The sequence below is a fragment of the Bacteroides sp. 224 genome, assembly GCF_010500995.1.
Taxonomy (GTDB): domain Bacteria; phylum Bacteroidota; class Bacteroidia; order Bacteroidales; family Bacteroidaceae; genus Bacteroides.
This window is the reverse complement of the sequence record NZ_QVMK01000032.1, coordinates 41,667-60,028: the sequence shown is the minus strand read 5'-3', so window position 1 is coordinate 60,028 and position 18,362 is coordinate 41,667. Positions and strand designations below refer to the sequence as shown.

Annotated in this window: 16 protein-coding genes and 1 pseudogene; 5 read left to right on the top strand and 12 right to left on the bottom strand. The window is 38.7% G+C overall.

The window, feature by feature from the left end; translation table 11 throughout:
- Nucleotides 1-68: 68 nt before the first annotated feature.
- The 5 genes and pseudogenes from D0T60_RS13820 to D0T60_RS13800 all read left to right on the top strand — a co-directional run.
- Nucleotides 69-632 carry an L-threonylcarbamoyladenylate synthase gene (locus D0T60_RS13820; protein WP_163218694.1) on the top strand — a complete coding sequence of 188 codons (564 nt, stop codon included), beginning with the start codon at nt 69-71 and terminating at the stop codon, nt 630-632.
- Nucleotides 629-2,419, top strand: coding sequence for a chloride channel protein (locus tag D0T60_RS13815; protein WP_163218693.1), 1,791 nt, complete (start codon nt 629-631; stop codon nt 2,417-2,419). The genes D0T60_RS13820 and D0T60_RS13815 overlap by 4 nt, the downstream gene beginning before the upstream one ends.
- Nucleotides 2,420-2,481: 62 nt before the next feature.
- Entirely contained in the window at nt 2,482-3,531 is a 1,050-nt protein-coding gene (fmt, locus tag D0T60_RS13810; protein WP_163218692.1) for a methionyl-tRNA formyltransferase, read from the top strand.
- 123 nt (nt 3,532-3,654) lie between these two features.
- Entirely contained in the window at nt 3,655-4,065 is a 411-nt protein-coding gene (locus D0T60_RS13805; RefSeq protein ID WP_163218691.1) for a DUF4332 domain-containing protein, read from the top strand.
- 133 nt (nt 4,066-4,198) lie between these two features.
- A pseudogene (locus tag D0T60_RS13800) lies at nt 4,199-5,344 on the top strand (AAA family ATPase); the annotation flags it as partial.
- Between the two features lie 59 nt (nt 5,345-5,403).
- On the opposite strand, the gene D0T60_RS13795 reads toward D0T60_RS13800, so the two are convergent.
- The 12 genes from D0T60_RS13795 to D0T60_RS13740 form a co-directional block, all read right to left on the bottom strand.
- Entirely contained in the window at nt 5,404-7,911 is a 2,508-nt protein-coding gene (locus tag D0T60_RS13795) for a prolyl oligopeptidase family serine peptidase (protein ID WP_163218689.1), read from the bottom strand.
- A 76-nt stretch (nt 7,912-7,987) separates the two neighbouring features.
- Entirely contained in the window at nt 7,988-9,217 is a 1,230-nt protein-coding gene (locus tag D0T60_RS13790; RefSeq protein ID WP_163218688.1) for an ATP-binding protein, read from the bottom strand.
- A gap of 87 nt (nt 9,218-9,304) precedes the next feature.
- On the bottom strand, nt 9,305-10,237 hold the full coding sequence (locus D0T60_RS13785) for an Rpn family recombination-promoting nuclease/putative transposase (protein ID WP_163218687.1): 933 nt from the start codon (nt 10,235-10,237) through the stop codon (nt 9,305-9,307).
- 336 nt (nt 10,238-10,573) lie between these two features.
- Entirely contained in the window at nt 10,574-11,044 is a 471-nt protein-coding gene (locus tag D0T60_RS13780; protein ID WP_239059568.1) for a phospholipase D-like domain-containing protein, read from the bottom strand.
- A gap of 61 nt (nt 11,045-11,105) precedes the next feature.
- Entirely contained in the window at nt 11,106-11,897 is a 792-nt protein-coding gene (locus D0T60_RS13775) for a hypothetical protein (RefSeq protein ID WP_163218685.1), read from the bottom strand.
- 123 nt (nt 11,898-12,020) lie between these two features.
- Nucleotides 12,021-12,707, bottom strand: a complete 687-nt coding sequence (locus tag D0T60_RS13770; RefSeq protein WP_163218684.1) for a zinc ribbon domain-containing protein — start codon at nt 12,705-12,707, stop codon at nt 12,021-12,023.
- Between the two features lie 44 nt (nt 12,708-12,751).
- Entirely contained in the window at nt 12,752-12,973 is a 222-nt protein-coding gene (locus tag D0T60_RS13765; RefSeq protein WP_163218683.1) for a DUF6140 family protein, read from the bottom strand.
- A 46-nt stretch (nt 12,974-13,019) separates the two neighbouring features.
- Entirely contained in the window at nt 13,020-13,466 is a 447-nt protein-coding gene (locus D0T60_RS13760) for an HNH endonuclease (RefSeq protein WP_163218682.1), read from the bottom strand.
- Nucleotides 13,463-13,918, bottom strand: coding sequence for a hypothetical protein (locus tag D0T60_RS13755; protein ID WP_163218681.1), 456 nt, complete (start codon nt 13,916-13,918; stop codon nt 13,463-13,465). Before D0T60_RS13755 ends, D0T60_RS13760 begins: the two co-directional genes overlap by 4 nt.
- A 101-nt stretch (nt 13,919-14,019) precedes the next feature.
- Nucleotides 14,020-14,427: a YkvA family protein gene (locus D0T60_RS13750; RefSeq protein WP_163218680.1), complete on the bottom strand. Its 408-nt coding sequence runs from the start codon at nt 14,425-14,427 to the stop codon at nt 14,020-14,022.
- A gap of 1,262 nt (nt 14,428-15,689) precedes the next feature.
- Nucleotides 15,690-16,445, bottom strand: a complete 756-nt coding sequence (locus D0T60_RS13745; protein WP_163218679.1) for a DUF6557 family protein — start codon at nt 16,443-16,445, stop codon at nt 15,690-15,692.
- Nucleotides 16,442-18,130: a WG repeat-containing protein gene (locus D0T60_RS13740; protein WP_163218678.1), complete on the bottom strand. Its 1,689-nt coding sequence runs from the start codon at nt 18,128-18,130 to the stop codon at nt 16,442-16,444. The genes D0T60_RS13745 and D0T60_RS13740 overlap by 4 nt, the downstream gene beginning before the upstream one ends.
- Nucleotides 18,131-18,362: the final 232 nt, after the last annotated feature.

The window sequence follows — 18,362 nt, the reverse complement described above, 5'->3', positions numbered from 1 at the left end:
TTCGTGCAAATAAAGGAAAGTATTATGTATTTTTGCAATTCGTATCCGAAAGATTGTATACAGGAATTATGATAGATGACATTAAAGAAGCCTGTCGGGTGATGAACGAAGGAGGCATTATCCTTTATCCGACAGACACGATTTGGGGATTGGGCTGTGATGCAACTAATCCGGAAGCCGTTCGCAAAATATATGAAATTAAACAGCGTGTGGACAGCAAAGCCATGCTTGTGTTGGTAGATTCGCCCGTGAAAGTAGACTTTTATGTGGATGAGGTGCCCGATGTAGCTTGGGATCTTATCGAACTTTCGGATAAACCGATAACCATTATTTACTCCGGTGCAAGAAACCTCGCACCCGATCTTTTGGCAGAAGACGGAAGTGTAGGCATTCGGGTGACGACCGAGAAGTTTTCGCATCAACTTTGTCAACGGTTCCGCAAAGCCATTGTTTCTACATCTGCTAATATCAGCGGACAACCTTCGCCGGCAAGCTTTAGTGAAATTAGTGAGGATATAAAGTCGGCAGTAGATTATGTTGTTCAGTATAGACAAGAAGATATGAGTCGCCCCAAACCTTCGAGTATTATAAAATTGGGTAAAGGTGGCGTAATAAAGATTATCAGAGAATGAAAAAAGAGAAAGTAAGTTTGTTTCAGCGTCTATTGTTATGGCGCGAAAAGAATATAAAAGAAAAGCAATTTATCCTGATTTTAAGTTTTCTGGTGGGCATTTTTACAGCTTTGGCTGCTTTGCTGCTGAAGTGGCTGATTCACTTAATTCAGAATTTTCTGACAGATAATTTTAGCGCAACAGGTGCCAACTACTTATATCTGGTTTATCCTGTGGTAGGTATTTTGCTGGCAGGCTTGTTTGTTCGTTATATTGTGAAAGATGATATCAGTCATGGGGTCACCAAAATTCTTTATGCCATATCTCGCAGGCAGGGAAGAATTAAAAGACACAACATCTGGTCGTCAATATTTGCCAGTAGTATTACTATCGGATTTGGAGGTTCGGTAGGAGCCGAAGCCCCCATTGTGCTAACGGGGTCGGCCATAGGCTCTAATCTGGGTAGTGTGTTTAAAATGCAACACCGCACCTTATTGCTTTTGGTGGGCTGTGGAGCAGCAGGCGCGGTGGCAGGTATTTTCAAAGCTCCTATAGCCGGCTTGGTATTTACCTTAGAGGTATTAATGCTCGATCTTACCATGTCTTCTTTATTGCCTTTACTAATCTCGTCAGTAACCGCTGCCACTGTATCTTATATAGCTACCGGTGCCGGTGCTATGTTTAAGTTCAACTTAGACAACCCGTTTGAGATGGAACGTATTCCCTACGTACTACTGTTGGGTATTTTCTGCGGATTAGTTTCTTTCTACTTCACCCGTGCCATGAATATGACTGAGGGTATTTTCGGTAAACTGAAATCTCCTTATAGGAAACTCTTGGTGGGTGGTATAATGCTGAGCATACTTATTTTCTTATTCCCATCTCTTTATGGCGAAGGGTATGATACCATAGAGCTTCTGCTGAACGGAACAAGCAGCGAAGAATGGGATACCGCCATGAATAACTCGCTTTTTTATGGCGCAGGAAATCTGCTGTTAATATACCTTTTATTAATTGTAGTGTTTAAAGTATTTGCAACCAGCGCCACCAATGGGGGAGGGGGAACCGGAGGAACTTTTGCTCCTACACTCTTCTTAGGGTGTATTGTAGGTTTTATATTCTCTCATTTCAGTAACCTTTTTGAAACAACACCCGACCTGCCGGAGAAGAATTTTGCGTTGATGGGAATGGCGGGCTTGATGAGTGGGGTTATGCATGCACCCTTAACCGGAGTGTTTCTGATAGCTGAATTAACCGGGGGCTATGATCTGTTTCTGCCTCTAATGATGGTATCTGTTAGCTCTTACCTGACAATAATAATCTTTGAACCCCATAGCATTTATTCTATGCGTTTGGCAAAAAAAGGTCAACTGATAACTCATCATAAAGATAAAGCAGTGCTTACCTTGATGCGTATGGAGCATGTGGTAGAGAAAGATTTTGCCATAGTTCATCCGGAAATGGATTTAGGAGAACTGGTAAAGGTTATTTCTAATTCGCATCGCAATATGTTTCCGGTAACCGATAGAGATGAAGTACTGGTTGGTGTAGTATTGCTGGATGATATTCGTAATATCATGTTCAGGCAAGAACTGTACCATCGTTTTAAGGTGCAAAAACTGATGACTGCCATTCCGGCTCGCCTTTATGATAGCGACAGTATGGAGCAAGTGATGCGCACGTTCGATGATACCGGAGCGTGGAACTTACCTGTGGTAACTACCGAAGGGAAATACTTAGGATTTGTATCGAAATCGAAGATATTTAATTCATATAGAGAGGTGTTGGTACACTTCTCGGAAGACTAAAAGCCTCTCCCCGGCCCTCTCCAAAGGAGAGGGTGAAAGAAGATGGCATTAAAATAGAAATCATGGATAAGGATTTGAATACACAAAATAATCAATCTCCCTCCTCCCTCTCCTTTGGAGAGGGTCGGGGAGAGGCTATAGGGGCTGTAGAGGCTCTGCGTATTGTATATATGGGTACCCCCGATTTCGCGGTGGAACCTCTTCGTTGTTTAGTAGAAGGCGGCTATAATGTGGTAGGGGTAATTACCATGCCCGATAAGCCGGTGGGTCGGCATCAAAGTGAATTACAGGCTTCTCCGGTGAAGCAATATGCCGAGTCGAAGAATTTGCCTTTGTTGCAACCCGTGAAGTTGAAAGATGAAGAATTTTTAAGTGCGCTTCGTGCATGGAAAGCCGATTTGCAGATAGTAGTTGCCTTTCGTATGCTGCCCGAGGTGGTTTGGGATATGCCTCGTTTGGGAACTTTCAATCTTCATGCTTCTTTGCTTCCACAGTATCGCGGTGCAGCTCCTATCAACTGGGCGGTGATGAATGGCGATACGGAAACGGGTATCACAACCTTCTTCCTGACTCATGAAATTGATACGGGAGAAGTCATTCAGCAAGTTCGTGTACCTATTGCCGATACCGACAATGTGGGTGTTGTGCATGATAAGTTGATGAATCTTGGTGGAGAACTGGTGGTAGAAACAGTTGAGGCTATTCTTAATGGCACGGTCAGGTCAATTCCTCAGGAGGAGATGGCGGTAGTTGGAGAGCTTCGTCCGGCTCCTAAAATCTTTAAAGATACCTGTCGCATTGATTGGTCGCAGCCAACAAAAAGGATATATGATTTCATTCGTGGTCTTTCTCCTTACCCTGCTGCATGGACGGAGATGGAAACACCGGATGGAAAACGCATTGCCGTAAAAATCTACGAAACAGAAAAGATAAATAAAGAACATAATTTGCCGGAAGGATCGCTTCTGACAGATGGAAAAACCTACCTGTATGTAGCCACAGCAGATGGGATGATATCCGTGAAAACCCTGCAAGTGGCAGGCAAGAAACGGTTGAGTATTGAAGAACTGCTTCGTGGGTTTAGGTTGGCAGACAACTCTCGCTTCTGTTGATTAGAGGGGCGAAACTTGATTATTAATTAATTTATTCCTACTTTTGAGAAATCATTGATAGAGAATGATAACTAATATTAATAACCGACCTTCTTTTCAGGAGGGTCAACAAACACACTTTTTATGGCAAATTATAAAATTGAAGAAATTGAGGGCATAGGTCCTGTTATGGGAGAGAAGTTTCGCAATGTAGGTATTAACACTACCGACAAATTGCTTGAAAACGTAAAAACAAAGACTCAAAGAAAAAATCTTGCCGAGCAAACCGAGATATCAGAGAAGCTGATTTTGAAGTTTGCCAATATGGTTGACTTGTTTCGTATTACCGGAGTAGGTCAGGAGTATTCTGAACTGCTTGAAGCAGCCGGTGTAGATACAGTTCCTGAGTTGGCACAAAGAAGAGCAGACAATCTTTGCGCTAAAATGGAAGAAGTAAACGAACAGAAAAAACTAACCCGTCGCACTCCATCTTTAAAAGAAGTGGAAAAATGGGTTGAAGAAGCTAAAACTCTTCCCAGAGTATTGGAATATTGATGCTGATATTACTTTAATTTGAATATAACACAGAAACTTGCTTTTGAGTTTCTGTGTTTTTTTGTGTACTTTCCTTTCTCCCATAATCAATAATTATGCTTACTTTTGTTTTTACTATCAAACCTTGGTAATTATGGATATCTCAGCAATAGATTTAACTCGCAAACTCCCCATTGGGATACAAACCTTTGAAAGAATTCGTAAGGAAGGTTATCTTTATGTTGATAAAAGTGCTCTTATGTGGCAAATAGCCAATACGGGGAGTGTTTATTTTCTGAGTCGTCCCCGTCGCTTTGGTAAAAGTCTGCTGCTTTCTACTTTTGAATCTTACTTTCAAGGGCGGAAAGATCTTTTTGAAGGACTGGCAATAGAGAAATGGGAGAAAGAATGGAATACTTACCCTGTGTTGCATCTTGATTTGAATGCAGAGAAATACGATTCGGCAGAACGGTTGGTAGATATTATTGATCGCCAGCTTCGTAAGTGGGAAACCTTCTATTCATCAAACAGTACAAGTGAAACTCTTTCCGGTCGTTTTATGGATGTTATCCATCGAGCTTACGAGCAAACTGGCCGTGGTGTGGTTATTCTTATAGACGAATATGATAAACCCTTGCTGCAGACTATGTTTAATGAGCCGTTGGCAGAGGAGTACCGCAATATTTTGAAAGCTTTCTATGCTGTATTGAAAAGTTCTGATCGCTATTTACGTTTTGTGCTCTTAACAGGGGTTACCAAGTTTTCGCATGTCAGTATATTCAGTGATCTCAATCAATTGAATGATATCAGCATGGATATGCGATATAGTGCAGTGTGTGGTATTACAGAAGAGGAACTTGTAGCTACTTTCACTCCTGAGATAAAACAAATGAGCCTCAGTAATAACCTTTCGTTTGAGGAAACGGTTGCATATATGAAAGCTCAATATGATGGTTATCACTTCAGCGCAAACTCGCCGGGAATGTTTAATCCATTTAGTGTACTGAACTCATTCTATAAGCAGCAGTTTGAAAACTATTGGTTCCAGACTGGTACGCCTACTTTTCTTGTTGAGTTGCTTAAACGGAGCGATTATGATTTGCGAGAGTTAATAGACGGAGTAGAAACTAGTTCGGATATTTTTATGCAATATCGTGTTGAGGCCAATAATCCTATTCCTGTATTTTACCAAAGTGGTTATCTAACTATCAAAGGTTATGAATCGAGGCTAAATATGTATCTGCTGAAGTTTCCAAATAATGAAGTAGAATATGCTTTCCTCAGATTTCTTGTACAGTTTAACGCCGAAACAAGAAATATTGGAGAATATTTGGTAAGGGGGAATTAACCCCCTTTTCATTACCTTTCTAACAACTCTTTCTCCGGATAAAGCGATTCCCACCATTCCGGTCTGTCTTTCAGCCATTTGCAGAACCAGGCATACATGGTGTTGCTCCATTTTATCCGGTTGTCGTACTTCATGATGCCATGGTTTTCGCCTTCTACTACTACCAGGGCAACGTCTTTTTTCAATATCTTGAGAGCCACAAACATTTCATAGCTTTGCCCTACCGGTACATTGGTGTCTGCTGTTCCATGTAAAAGGAGGAGGGGAGTGTTTATCTTATCGGCATTATACAGCGGACTTTGTCCGGCATAAAGCCATTCTGCATTCCACGGATAGCTTCCGGCACTGGCTATGGCACTGTAGCTGTGACCTGAAAGACCCTCGCCCCAGTAAGCGGAAATGTTACTTATGCCGGCATGAGAAATGGCAGCGGCAAATATATCCGTCACCGTTTGCAGATACATAGTCATGAATCCCCCGTATGAAGCACCTACGCAGCCCACTTTCTTTCTGTCAACAAATGAATGTTCATCACAGAACTTCGTTGTTCCCTCTATTATTTCATCCGCTGTTCTTTTTCCCCAAGCATTAACGTGTCGCGAAGAGAACTCCTGTCCGAAGCCTGTTGTACCACTGGGTTGCAGAATATAAACCACAAATCCCATTCCGGCAAAGATGTGAGGGGAGTAATGTCCTTCTAAGCGTCGGGTTGTAGGATTTGTGCCTCCATAGTAGTACACTATCATCGGGTATTTCTTATTTGCATCGAAATCTGCCGGCAGATAATACCGCCCCTTAATCAGATCTCCTTCGCTACTGGTGAAGTTCCAATCTCCTGCCTCTCCAAATCGAACGTCTTTAAGTGTTTTAGCTGATACATCATCGAGCAACTGTTCTTGTTTTTTCTTTAGATTTATAGTGTACAGCCGATATGTGTTCGATAGTCCCGATCCGTAGTAAAGAAGTTCAGGGGTAGCCCGACTCAAGGATAGGCTCGACACCACATCTTCTGTTGTTGCTATAGCCGTTATTTGTTCTTTGATTGGATTGATGGAATAGAGTGATACTCGGTCTTCATTCTCGGCAGTTATGTAAATAAGGTTATCGTAGTCACTCCAGATGAATGATTTTACGGATGGATCAAAATCTTTGGTTAAAGCTTTTGCCTTTCTGTCGGCAATATTGTATAAAAACAATTGTTTATCGTAGCTGTTTATAATTCGTCCTTCGGGCACATTCGCCCCGATGCCGCCGAAAGCATTTGCTGATGCCAGAACAAGCAACTCCTTTCCGTCGGGCGAGAAAAGCATTCTGTTTGCATCTCTGTCGTTTATTACTATGGTATCTGCCTTCATGGTTTGCATATCTAATGTGCAGAAGGTCATACAAGTAAAAGGAGTATCACTGTAATCTGAGTGCCAACTGCCGAATAGCAAATAACGTCCATCTTGCGAAATATCCTGCAAACTATTTGATGTGTTGCCGAAAGTCAGCCTTTCCGTAACTCCGCTCAATAGATTATGCCTGTATAAAGAAGATCTGTTTCTCCAACTGCGGCTTCGGTCGCTTGGGTCTAATACCTGTTTTACCTCTCCTTTCTCGGCCGGTCCGATATCCGGTTTCGAGAAGATGATGAAATCTTCTGTAGGCGATATTGTGAATTGTTTGGTTGGGAGTCCCCATGCAATAACTTCTTCTTCCAAAGAGCTTGGGTCTACTGTTACCAAGTTAAGTCCTTGGGCGCTTTCCGATACATAAAACAGCTTTCCGGTTGTAGGCATCCATCGCAATCCGGTGTGTTTCAATGTTGTTTGTTTGTTGCTTTTGCTGTCAATCAACACTATATTTTCGGTTCTCTTTCCGGTAGGAAGTACATCATAATAGTGAACTAAATAATACTTTCCGTCGGGCGAGATGTTAGCCGATTGTATTCGCCTTCCGTTAACAGCATCATATATACTGTATCTCTTTGATGGATTGGTAGTAGCAGCAGGAGTTAACCCTTTCGGATCGCTGATTGTGGCTTTTACCTTATACTCCTTGTTGGGTTCGGCTATATATTTAATAACCAGTTCGTGGCGCACGGGTTCCAATGTCAATTTAGCCGATCCGTTTTTCAGGTTTTCTTTTTTTTCGTTAAGATAAAGCTCGGCTGCATCCGGTAGTCCTTTTATGGTTAATTCCGGTGTGCAGAAAACGGGAGCATCCAGATAGAACGTCAGCAAGCCAATGGCATAGCCCTGTTTCTGAGGGTTGATAATGAGCGTACCCTCTTCGTCTGTTTTTACAACATCTCCTTTTCCCGAGTATGCCGCAACCGGTAGCGACTCTGTCATTAATGCTTTTACATCGAACTTCTTCTTGTTAATATCTACTGTATCAATCATTAACGGAGTTCGCACTTCAAACGGACCGTAATGAAGGTATTCTTTTACAATATCAGATTGTGCCGAAGCATTCCGGCAAAACAGCATCAGCAATAAGCTTAGTAAGCTCAGTTTTATGATCGTTTTTTTCATGATTAAATAATTGATTCGTATTTAGACGTAAAATTAGTTTGCAAAGATGATTTGATACGAACATGAGATTTTATCTTTAAAAAGATCGTTTCATAAGGAAGTCTTTTAGGTGCAGTTGTAGAATACCATTATAGCTTCCGGCGCTGTATTCGTCCATTGTTACTACATATTTGGGGTAATTATCTTCTATTTTTAACAGATTGCCAAATTCGCGCTGAATGGTGCTCTCATCATGTAGCATATAGCATACTTGGATATATACGGATTGTCCATCTTTTTCTGCTACAAAATCTATTTCTGTAGATGCTTGTTGTCCTACATATACTTTGTATCCTAACTGTATTAAATGTAGGTAAACTGCATTTTCCATTACTTTGTGAATATCTTTTCGGATATTAAAGCCACGGATACAATTGCGCAAACCTAAGTCTTCAAAATAGTATTTTTCTCCTACTTCAAATATTTTTAAGCCTGAAATGTCATACCGTTGCACTTTATGTACAAAGTAGGCATTAGAAAGTGGCTTTAAGTAATTCAGAACTGTTTGTGTAGAAACAGAAGAATGTTGTGATTTTAAGTATTTAGCAATATTGCTTGCAGAGAAAAGATTACCAACATTATCCGCTAAAAAATCTACTAAATTTTCGAGAAACGTCACATTACGAATATTCTCACGTGCCACAACATCTTTTAGTAAAATGGTAGAATAGACATTGCGTAAGTATTCAAACACCGCAAATTCTTCTGTCCCAATGATGTGTATGTATGGCATTCCACCAATAGTAAGGTATTTGTTTAACGTTTGAACAGAATTTTCCAATGATAAGAAGCGCATAAATTCTTCGTATCCCAATGAATGTATTTTAAACTCAATATAGCGGCCGGCTAAAAAAGTTGCTAGTTCTCCTGATAGCATATTGGCATTGCTTCCACTGCAAAAAATGTCGCAGCAATTCTCAGCTAATAAACTTCTTAGTGTTTTTTCGAAATCTTTGATTTCTTGTATTTCATCAACGAAAAGATAGTTCTTTACATTAGGTTGCAGCAGTTCTTTTACATATTGGTAGAATATAGCATCATCTGTAATGTGTTGATGGGGCTGTAGCTCTTTATTGATATAGATAATATTCGCCGAATGATCAGTTTCCTGTATATCCTTTATTAGTTGAAAAAGGATATAACTCTTGCCTACTCGCCGCTGTCCTGTAATGACTTTGATGATTTCTTTGTCGATAAACGGTTTTATCTTTTCTGTATATAATGGGCGAGGAATAAATATCTTTTTTCTGAGAATTTCATCAATCATAATTGAAATGTTTTCGCAAAGGTACTAATTTATAAAATACGATTGACGAAAATTGGGTGATTAAATAATTGATTCGTATTTAACCTATCACAACCCCTCTATCTCCTCTATCGACAACCCGGTTGCTTTAGCTATAATATCAGCAGATACTCCAAGCTGCTTGAAGTTTCGCGCATTAGCAATTCTTTCTTCTTTTACACCTTCTTCGCGACCTTCTTCACGACCTTCTTCACGACCTTCTTCACGACCTTCTTCGCGGCCTTTTTCACGACCAATTTTCAGACCTTGTTCCATCCCTGCTTTTAGTCCTTTCCGCTCGGCGCTACTATATAGTGTTTTCTCCACACTAATAATATCCCAAAACTTCTCATAACCCAGCAGTTGAGCATCAGTAAAGGCAGATTCCTCTAAGGCAGTAACAGCCTTCTTTATTTGAGGGTTATCCATTAACTCTTGCGGAACTTCTCGTGTATGCTGGCTGATTTCCGTAAGATAACGAAGCCACAATACCTGCATTTTCTTGGCAGCGTAAGTATCAGGAGTAAACTTAGGAAGCTCAACAAATATAAGGTGAAGACCGTTGATCACCTTTTCGGTATGCTCTACGTGCACCAATTTGTAGTAATGGTAATAGCCCTCTAAATCCGATTCGAAGACTTCATTCACCAGATTGAGTGAATATACCGGTTGCAAAAGCTCATAATGTTCGCCGGTATCTATCTGCCGAACATAAGCTTTGGAAGCATTGAACAATACACGCTGTTTAAACTCGGGCGACCATATCATTTGCATCTCTACAATAAACTGCCTGCCTTGTTTGTCTTTGCAGCGAACGTCTACAATGCTATTCTTGCGCAAAGGATTTTCGGGCACCATCTCGCAAGCAAGGTACTCTATATCGGTTATCTCTTCCTCGTCGTTTAGAGGGAGAAGGGCGTTCAGTAGGCTCATCACCAAATCAGGGTGTTCGCCAAATACACGCTTGAAGGTCAGGTCGGCTTTGGGGTCGAGGTATCGCATATATGGGTTTATTAAATGTTCTTTTCTATGACAAAAATAACGCTTTTATTTGGAGAGGCAATGAGTTTGAGGGGATTAACTCATAACGGTTCGGAAATGATTGAAACGAGATTCACAAACAATTACCCCAACAGGGGTAAAATGTGAATAACCCCCAGTGAAGCGAAGCGACTGGGGGAGGAAAGAAACTCACCCTCACCACCAACGCCGTAGGTGTTGAATAGTCAATTGAACCCACTACGGGGTTCACGTGTGGGTTGATATTATTATTATCCCCCAGTCGCTTCGCTTCACTGGGGGTTATTTATATTTAAGCCCATTCGGGCTATCCTTATTCTATCCTATCCTATCCCCACAATACCTCTTCCTTTTGCACGCCTTGCAATGTTTCCCCATCCACACTTCATCAAATTGGTTGGTGGCGGCTTCTACTACACCGGGAATATCGGTAAAGAGTCCGGTTTCGAAGTTTCGGGTTGTTTCGCTTTTCATGCCAAAGGCTGCTCCTGTAAGGTTGGCAGAGCCAATGTAAACAGATTGCAGGTCGAAAATCAACATTTTGAAGTGTACTCTGGGACAGAGTACTCGCTCCATAGCTTCCCATAGTAGTGGGTACTTGTCAAAATCTTCGCGGAAGTTCTTCCCGGGCTCTTTGGCATGAATCAAGCGGATGGATACATCTTGCCGAATCTTTTGCTCCAATACAGCAAGTAGCGGAATGGCCACATTTCCCGGCTTCACATAGAGGTCCTTGAGGTCGGCAGTACCTATCCACAATGTGTGTTTTACCGCTTGAAGTTGTTGCATCAAGAGGGGGTAGTGGGATTGGGAGGCGATGTATTGGAGCATGAAGAGGATACTAAGAAAATTAGAATATTTTAGTTTTGTAACTTTCTTCTATTACCCTTTCTTGTAACTTTAAAAGATCTTTTCTTTCTTCTTCAGAAATATCTTCATTTTCAATGCAATTGTTTATAGAATCTAAGTACTCTTGTTCTTCTTTAGTGAATTGCGCAATTAATGGTGTATTTTCCTTTTTATTTTTTGGAGAAATATCTATGCTTAAGGTAGTGCTATTGATTTGTTTTCTTACTTTCGAAGCACTATCATTAATATATTCGGTTTTTTCTAAAATATACCCTTGTTTAATTAGCCAATTTTCATACATAGAATTATATCTTCTAGCTAAAGCAAAGGCTCCAACCTGTCGCATAAGCAGAGGCCCTATAACGGGTATTGTTAGCCCTAAAAATGCAATAGTGAATATAATAATGAAAAATTTGAAAAATAAACTCCATTGCCCTCTAAATAATGGAACCCAATCAGCAAATAAGAATACTGGTATTGAAAACCCTCTTCTAACAGTTTGAGTGTCGTTTGTTAATGGATGAGTATAAGTAGCCTTACTAAGGAAAGCTCGATGAGTTCTTGCATATTCTCTCCATTCATACTCATCCATTGTATTGTATTTAATATACTTAACCAATAAGTTTATGGATACAATTATTCCAACTAAAATAAGAGGCCAACCCAATAACATTAGCCAAAACGAATTATCAAGGCAATAATAGATGATTCCTGTGCAAATTACGCTAATAATTACCCCTAATAAGAATTGATTAACATACTCTTTTTGTGATATTTCTTGAAGGTTTCTCATAATTTTCTTTTTGTTTGCAAATTAATATTATGGATAGCCACTTCCATTATTTTACAATCCTTTATTTACTTTATTTTTCAAAAAAAGTAAAACAGTACAGAATATTCTCATCTATTCTTATTTTTAATTCTTAACTCTTGCCCCACAATCAGGACAGAATTTCATGTTTATTTCCATTTGAGCTCCACAAGATTCACAAATAGAAAAAGCTTTAGCCTTGTCAAACTCTCCAGCTTCTTTGGCCTTTTTATATTCTTTTTTGGCTTTATTCATAAATTCTTTTACATCCATTTCGTTAGTAACTCTTTTTGCTGCATTTTTTAGTTCTTCCGCTGATAGCCCTTCTGGATTTTTCCCTGCTTTAAATAAGTTTGTGAGCACTTTAAGATAAATAACGCCAGAGGCTATTGTGGCAGCATAAACGGTTCCTGCCATTATTGCCGATGCACCCACATTTCCTATCCCAGGGAAAAAAGACATTGCAGAAGAAACAATAACACTTGTCGCAGCAGCAGCAGCAAGATTGGTTAGTACACCTGAAGCTAATGTTTTTACTATATTACTTGTCATTGTAAGGCCTATTTTGGTATTGATACGCAAATACATACCCCAAACAAATCCTGCTCCTGCTACAAGAGCTGCTGTACTGCCCACTCCAGGAATCCAAGCAGTAGCTAAGGCAGATACTGTTGCTCCTTTGGTATGAAATTTAACAATATCAGCAATTTCTTGCGGTAAGCTCCCATCTGCTGTCTTATCTAATATATTCACTAATTCAACAGCATTTTTCAATAAATCAAAATCTTTCATAAATCGTTATTAATGTTAATGTGTACAAGAATCTAATTCAATACTTACCCTATCTTCACTGCATCCAAATAAGCTGTTGTTAGTGCTCCTGCTTTCTTTATATCAATTCCATAAATACGAAAGAAGGCATCAATAACGGCTTGTCCGCCATTCGCAACAACTGGGTTGCTTATGTTGTTTGTTACTACGTCTACTGACATTCCTTTCTCTAAACGAACGCCGTTGGCGTTTCTTGCATTTTTTACTGTTACTCTGTAAATGGGCATGGCTAATTAATATTATAATGATTACAATTGTTGTTTTTATAGGTAATTACTTTTGAAAATGCTTCTTATTCCATGTATAGCTTCCACCTGTATGTTTATATCGTTTATGTAAATCGGCATCAACCAATTGCATTATCAACCAGTCTTCTTTATGATGCCATGTGAGTTCTGGTATTTGATGTTTTCCTTCTGCAATGGCGCTTTGTTGCTGTGTGGTATATTGATTGGCTAACTTGGGATTTTTCTTTATCATTTCATGCAACTGTCGTGATGCTGCTCGCATTTGCTCGCGATAACATACTTGGTCGTTATTATTGTGTGCTGCCCAAAAAGCGTCTGTCATGTAATAGTCGGGTAATCGAATTTCTATACCTTCAAATACAGGGAACACGCCATTCACGGATATACCATGAATGGTAAAGCTCTTACGACGGAAAGAAACCTTACTAGTAAGGGAACTCTCTAGGTGGGAGTTGATGGTGGAAATATTCATGACGTCTCGTTTTTTCTTTTCAAAGCATAGACTAAGCCCCCTACTATCATAGTTAATAAGCCCCCAAATGCAGTAATTAGCTTTTTGATATCCTTTTTAGACTCTTGTTGTTCTTTGGCTCTATTTTCGCAATACTTTAAATACCAATCAGTTAACCGCATGAGCATATCTTTAGCCTCTTTTTTCTCATCTTTAGATAATTCTCCATCTTGAATCATAGATAACAAAGAATCTCTTATTGGTTGAATAAAACTCAATATGTTAGAATCTATTTTTTCTTCTGTTTCCGACTCTATTTTCAAGACATTTATTAATCCATCAATATTGTTTACAACACCTTTGATGAATTCAACAGAAAGTTCCAATGGGAGTATTGGTCTTTTCCCATTAGCTAATTCATTTATGAATTTTTCTCCTTCTATTTTTTGAACCGCTTCTTCTTCATTGTTCATGTTCTTTGCTTTATTATGGAATTTTATTGTTGGTATTAAATGGATTATCAATACCTTTCTCTATCACCAACCTATTTAGAAAAGAATATTCCTTACTATTACTAAAATAAAACAATATCCTCATCTTTTACTTTTCCGAAGATCGATTCTACTTTAAAACGTGCTTTTTCTTGAATTTCAGGAGTGACATGAGCCCAGACTTTCCATAAAGCATAAGTTAGGGCTGCAAGGTCATCACCAAAACCTACAATAGGAATTGCATCGGGGATTAAGTCTATTGGAAGAATAAAGTAGCCTAAAGCTCCTATAATGAGAAGTTTCTGCTCTTTAGGAAAATTTTCGTCTTGCAAAACATAGTAGCCTAACATTACTGCGTAAATAGTCTTAACGCCAGCTTTCTTAGCAAATTTGACTATCTTATCTAATAATTTACTCTCTGAATATTCCTTTTCGTATTTTTTTAAATTCTCAACGTTTTCAACGTTCTCTGTGCTTTGTCCTTTTTTCATTGTAATTTTAATTAAACTGTTTTGAGAAAATTATAGATTCATTTTTTTGTCACTTGTTCAAATAGCAGCAAATATGCTTGTTTTTTTAAATTTTTACTTCATTATTTTATGCAACCGTTGCGATGGTCATCACATTCGCGACAGCATCACAATTTTATTGCTCTTCTAACTTCTTTGTTCTTTCTATACTAAACATGAGTCCTACAGCCAACGCTATTAAATATTTAATACATAACCCAACTATTTAATACATAACCCAACGAAGACAATATTCCTATTAGAAATGAAATTACAATAAAAAAAAACCCTATCTGTTCATTTATACGTTTATACTTACCAACATTAATAGGTATAAAAAGCATGATGATTCCTATAAGGAACATTGTTGCATTTATGATACAATAAAAAAAGTAGTCTGACATGGTTAAATAGTAATTTATTTTGTTGTTCCATTGAAATAGCAAAAAGTTCTTTGAAGTATTTGAAATTTAGATTGCATATGTTTCAAAATTACCTCATACATCTTTTTACATCTTTCATAACTTTATTTTTTAATTTTAGATTATATAAAAAATACAATATACACCTACAAAAAAAGAGCGTGTCCCTACTTCCGCATTATCCGCTCACTAAGGCTCTAGCATGCCCTGAATCCAGAATAAGCAAAAGCAGTCCACGCCCTCGTTGGGGTGTGAACGCTTTTAGACTTATTACTTTGGATTCGATATAAAACTGCTAGATTTTAGTGAACCAAATAACCGTCTTAACGTTCAATCAATATTTTAATTTCTTTCTTTTTCTTCTATAATTCTGTTTTTAATGTTTAATCGTTTACAAACATACAAAAAGAATCTATTTTTAAGAAAAATATATCATTAAAATATTAATAACTGCTAATGCTTAATAGCTGAATGCGTTTAATGCTACGAAGTAATTTATATATTGGAGAACGGTCAAAAATATCAGATATTTTGTTTGGAGGTTATAATAAAAAAAGGAGTAAATAGTATATGCGTACTAAATACTTGCCACTAAATCCCCTAATGAGGATTCACGTACCTTATTTAATTCTGCCAATGGGTTGCTTATATAAGAATATTGAAGAGGTAGAAGTACTTGATTAGTTCCCTGCAATACAGTTTTTCGTTTTGCTGCAAAAAGTGTTACCGACCAGTACTGGTCGGTAGTCCCCATCTGTACTGCTCGGTACTCCCCACCAGTACTGGTCGGTAAAGGTAGTTTGCAAGGAATATAAAACCGGTTCAATATGATCCTACTAACAGTAATTCTGCTTCTTCGCCCAGTTCCTCGTTTATGCCAAAAGCCCAACGATATGTTGCCCCTTTTGGTAACCATGCTGTAAACTGCGAGAGGTATTCTTTTTCGCTTGCAAGTATAGGGTTTTCTTTCGAGGTACTTATCATCAAGATGAAGGTGTTGTATGGACTAAGGTCATTCTGTTCGTAGTTTTCTAAAAGATCAATTAAGTACGGAAGCCGTTGTTCTTTATTATAGGCATACGAATTATAGGGAATTTCCATGATTCGTTTTGTGCGATGCAGATAGTTGATTTCTTTGCGGCAAAGCGTTTTGTTTGCCGTTAAACGTGCAATGAGGTGCTCTATTCGTTGCTTTCTGTTCTTAAAATTAGGCTCTTCGTCAAAGGCGTGTGCCTTATCGCGTGGACTGAATCCGTAAAAAGTCAAGCTCCACAGACAGTGTGCAGCAAGTTCTTCGCCGGAAAGCACTATGCCGTCTTCAATTACCAGTTCTTTTCCTAAGTTCCAGTCCCAACTGTCTCCCTCGCAATTGGTCACATGGATATATACCTCGTTGTCAGGGTCTTTCCATCGCTTTATAGCCATAACTTCGTCGGATTCAACCTCTTCTGTATGAAGCAAAATATCGTACGCGCCTTTATAAGCAGGTATTGATCCTGCTTGATTAGGGTATAGCCTCACAAGGTGCGGCACAATGCTGTTAAAACTATAGTTTTGTAGAAGTTGTTTTAATTTCATTTATAGTCTTTGCTTACAATAAATAAGGAATACTCGTAGCCTCTATTTCTGTTGTAATCCGGAATCATTATTTTGTAGTTGAGATTCGGTTTAATGTATGATGAGAAATCATCATAAGCATTTTCGTCTTCTTGAAAGTTAGCTTTAAAATACTCTTCAAAAGCTCTGTTTTTTCGCTCTCTTAGATTCCGGATTGAAATACTTCCGAAATTAAACTTAACTTCTATGATCTTCAATAAGGCATCGTCGTTAAATTTATAATCTACAGGAGTGCGGCTCCACCAGCTTTCTTCATAGATGGTTTTTACTATATCATTATCAAAACGGAGATTGTTCTCAAGGCGAATATTGTTTGTCTCCGAGATGTTTACTTTCAATTCTTCCTCATTTCTATATTTTTTAGGATTGTTACAATCGGTCAGTCTACCTCTTACATCGCGAAGGGTCATGCCTATATTGAAATAAATAGTTCCTTCATCGGTTAGCATAGAATCTAAGTGTGCTGTGATACTCGAAAAATCGAAATAATCGCTATATGCAATATTGTAACCCTCTTGCGCAGAAGAAACAATATCATATTCCTCCTTGTCTACCCTTTCTCCTTCTTTATTGATTAAGCGGTACGAATTACGCTCTTTGGCAAAGGCTTGTTTATTGTTGTAGAAAGGTAAAAGGTCATCAAACTTAGGTTTAAAAAGCACATCTTCTTTATAGTTGATTAAGCCATATTTTCCTTTGTCGAAAATGCAGATATAATCTTTGCCGAAAAAGCCCATACGATTATCGCAATCAAAATCGGTTCCTCCAAACTCACGGCCTGCTTCATATTTTGCACGTATTATAATATCCCCTTTGTTGGTCATTACTCCAAAAAAAGTTTTCCCATTTTGATTCTTTTGAGTAAAGAATAAGTGTCCATAACGTGAATTGGAATCTTGTGTGAAAATGTTTTCGGGAAACTCCTTTTTCTCTCCTTTTTTATTTATAGAATATGTAAAGTAAGGCATTTCTCCCTGATAACCACAAAGCATTATTCCATTTGAATACATATTAAAATAGGCCTGAGATCCATAATCGCTAGGAGCAGTATTCAAATCAATCGTTTTTTCGCCTTTAGTATTTATCACATAAGCAATGGAGTCGTTTTCCCAAACGGCAGCCAGTCCATCTGCAAATTGATTTGCTACGGTATATTGGGGTGGGATTACCATTTCGCCTTTGGTATTTACATAACCATACAAGCCGCTTTCTGTTTTTATTCTTGATAATCCATCGCTGAAGGTACTGGCACTTTTTATGGCTACACCTTTATATGTAGTCAGTTCAAATACCTCTTTTCCATTTTTGTTTATAAAGCTTATGGGCTTTTCGGGTTTGGCTACCGGGGTTATCTCATTCCAAAACGGGCAAGCCGACACGTATTCTTCCCCTACCTTTATTGGCTTCTTCTCTGCTGTGTAGTATTCGTATAATCCTTCGGTGTTTCTAACATAAAAAAGACCATTCACAGCAAAAGAAGGTTCTTCTTCAAACTCATTTTCGAATAAGATTTTACCATCGGTACTAATTAGTCCCCACCTGTCGGAATCTGTTCTTTTAAATGCCAGATGTGTGATTTCTGATTCTTGCTTGTTGCACGCAAATATACAAAGCGATAAGATAAATAAGTAAACTACTTTTCTCATATTTATTTGGTTTGATAACTATATTTGTTCCATTGGTGGAATTAAAGTTGTAAGTAAGTGTTCAGAATTAGTTTATATAATAAGCCCCCTCCGCCCTTTGGGCACCTCCCCCTTACAGGGGAGGAATTCCTGCGGCATCGACTCCTCCCCTGTAAGGGGGAGGTGCCCAAAGGGCGGAGGGGGTATAGTACAACTAATAATGAGCATCTACTTATATGAATTAATTTTGAAT

Excerpts from the sequence above, each read along its gene's own strand:
- D0T60_RS13770 (WP_163218684.1), bottom strand. The coding sequence starts at position 12,707 with ATGAAAGATTTTGATTTATTGAAAAATGCTGTTGAATTAGTGAATATA.
- D0T60_RS13775 (WP_163218685.1), bottom strand. The coding sequence starts at position 11,897 with ATGAGAAACCTTCAAGAAATATCACAAAAAGAGTATGTTAATCAATTC.
- D0T60_RS13765 (WP_163218683.1), bottom strand. The coding sequence starts at position 12,973 with ATGCCCATTTACAGAGTAACAGTAAAAAATGCAAGAAACGCCAACGGC.
- D0T60_RS13820 (WP_163218694.1), top strand. The coding sequence starts at position 69 with ATGATAGATGACATTAAAGAAGCCTGTCGGGTGATGAACGAAGGAGGC.
- D0T60_RS13780 (WP_239059568.1), bottom strand. The coding sequence starts at position 11,044 with ATGCAACAACTTCAAGCGGTAAAACACACATTGTGGATAGGTACTGCC.
- D0T60_RS13815 (WP_163218693.1), top strand. The coding sequence starts at position 629 with ATGAAAAAAGAGAAAGTAAGTTTGTTTCAGCGTCTATTGTTATGGCGC.
- D0T60_RS13785 (WP_163218687.1), bottom strand. The coding sequence starts at position 10,237 with ATGCGATACCTCGACCCCAAAGCCGACCTGACCTTCAAGCGTGTATTT.
- fmt (WP_163218692.1), top strand. The coding sequence starts at position 2,482 with ATGGATAAGGATTTGAATACACAAAATAATCAATCTCCCTCCTCCCTC.
- D0T60_RS13790 (WP_163218688.1), bottom strand. The coding sequence starts at position 9,217 with ATGATTGATGAAATTCTCAGAAAAAAGATATTTATTCCTCGCCCATTA.
- D0T60_RS13760 (WP_163218682.1), bottom strand. The coding sequence starts at position 13,466 with ATGAATATTTCCACCATCAACTCCCACCTAGAGAGTTCCCTTACTAGT.
- D0T60_RS13745 (WP_163218679.1), bottom strand. The coding sequence starts at position 16,445 with ATGAAATTAAAACAACTTCTACAAAACTATAGTTTTAACAGCATTGTG.
- D0T60_RS13740 (WP_163218678.1), bottom strand. The coding sequence starts at position 18,130 with ATGAGAAAAGTAGTTTACTTATTTATCTTATCGCTTTGTATATTTGCG.
- D0T60_RS13795 (WP_163218689.1), bottom strand. The coding sequence starts at position 7,911 with ATGAAAAAAACGATCATAAAACTGAGCTTACTAAGCTTATTGCTGATG.
- D0T60_RS13805 (WP_163218691.1), top strand. The coding sequence starts at position 3,655 with ATGGCAAATTATAAAATTGAAGAAATTGAGGGCATAGGTCCTGTTATG.
- D0T60_RS13750 (WP_163218680.1), bottom strand. The coding sequence starts at position 14,427 with ATGAAAAAAGGACAAAGCACAGAGAACGTTGAAAACGTTGAGAATTTA.
- D0T60_RS13755 (WP_163218681.1), bottom strand. The coding sequence starts at position 13,918 with ATGAACAATGAAGAAGAAGCGGTTCAAAAAATAGAAGGAGAAAAATTC.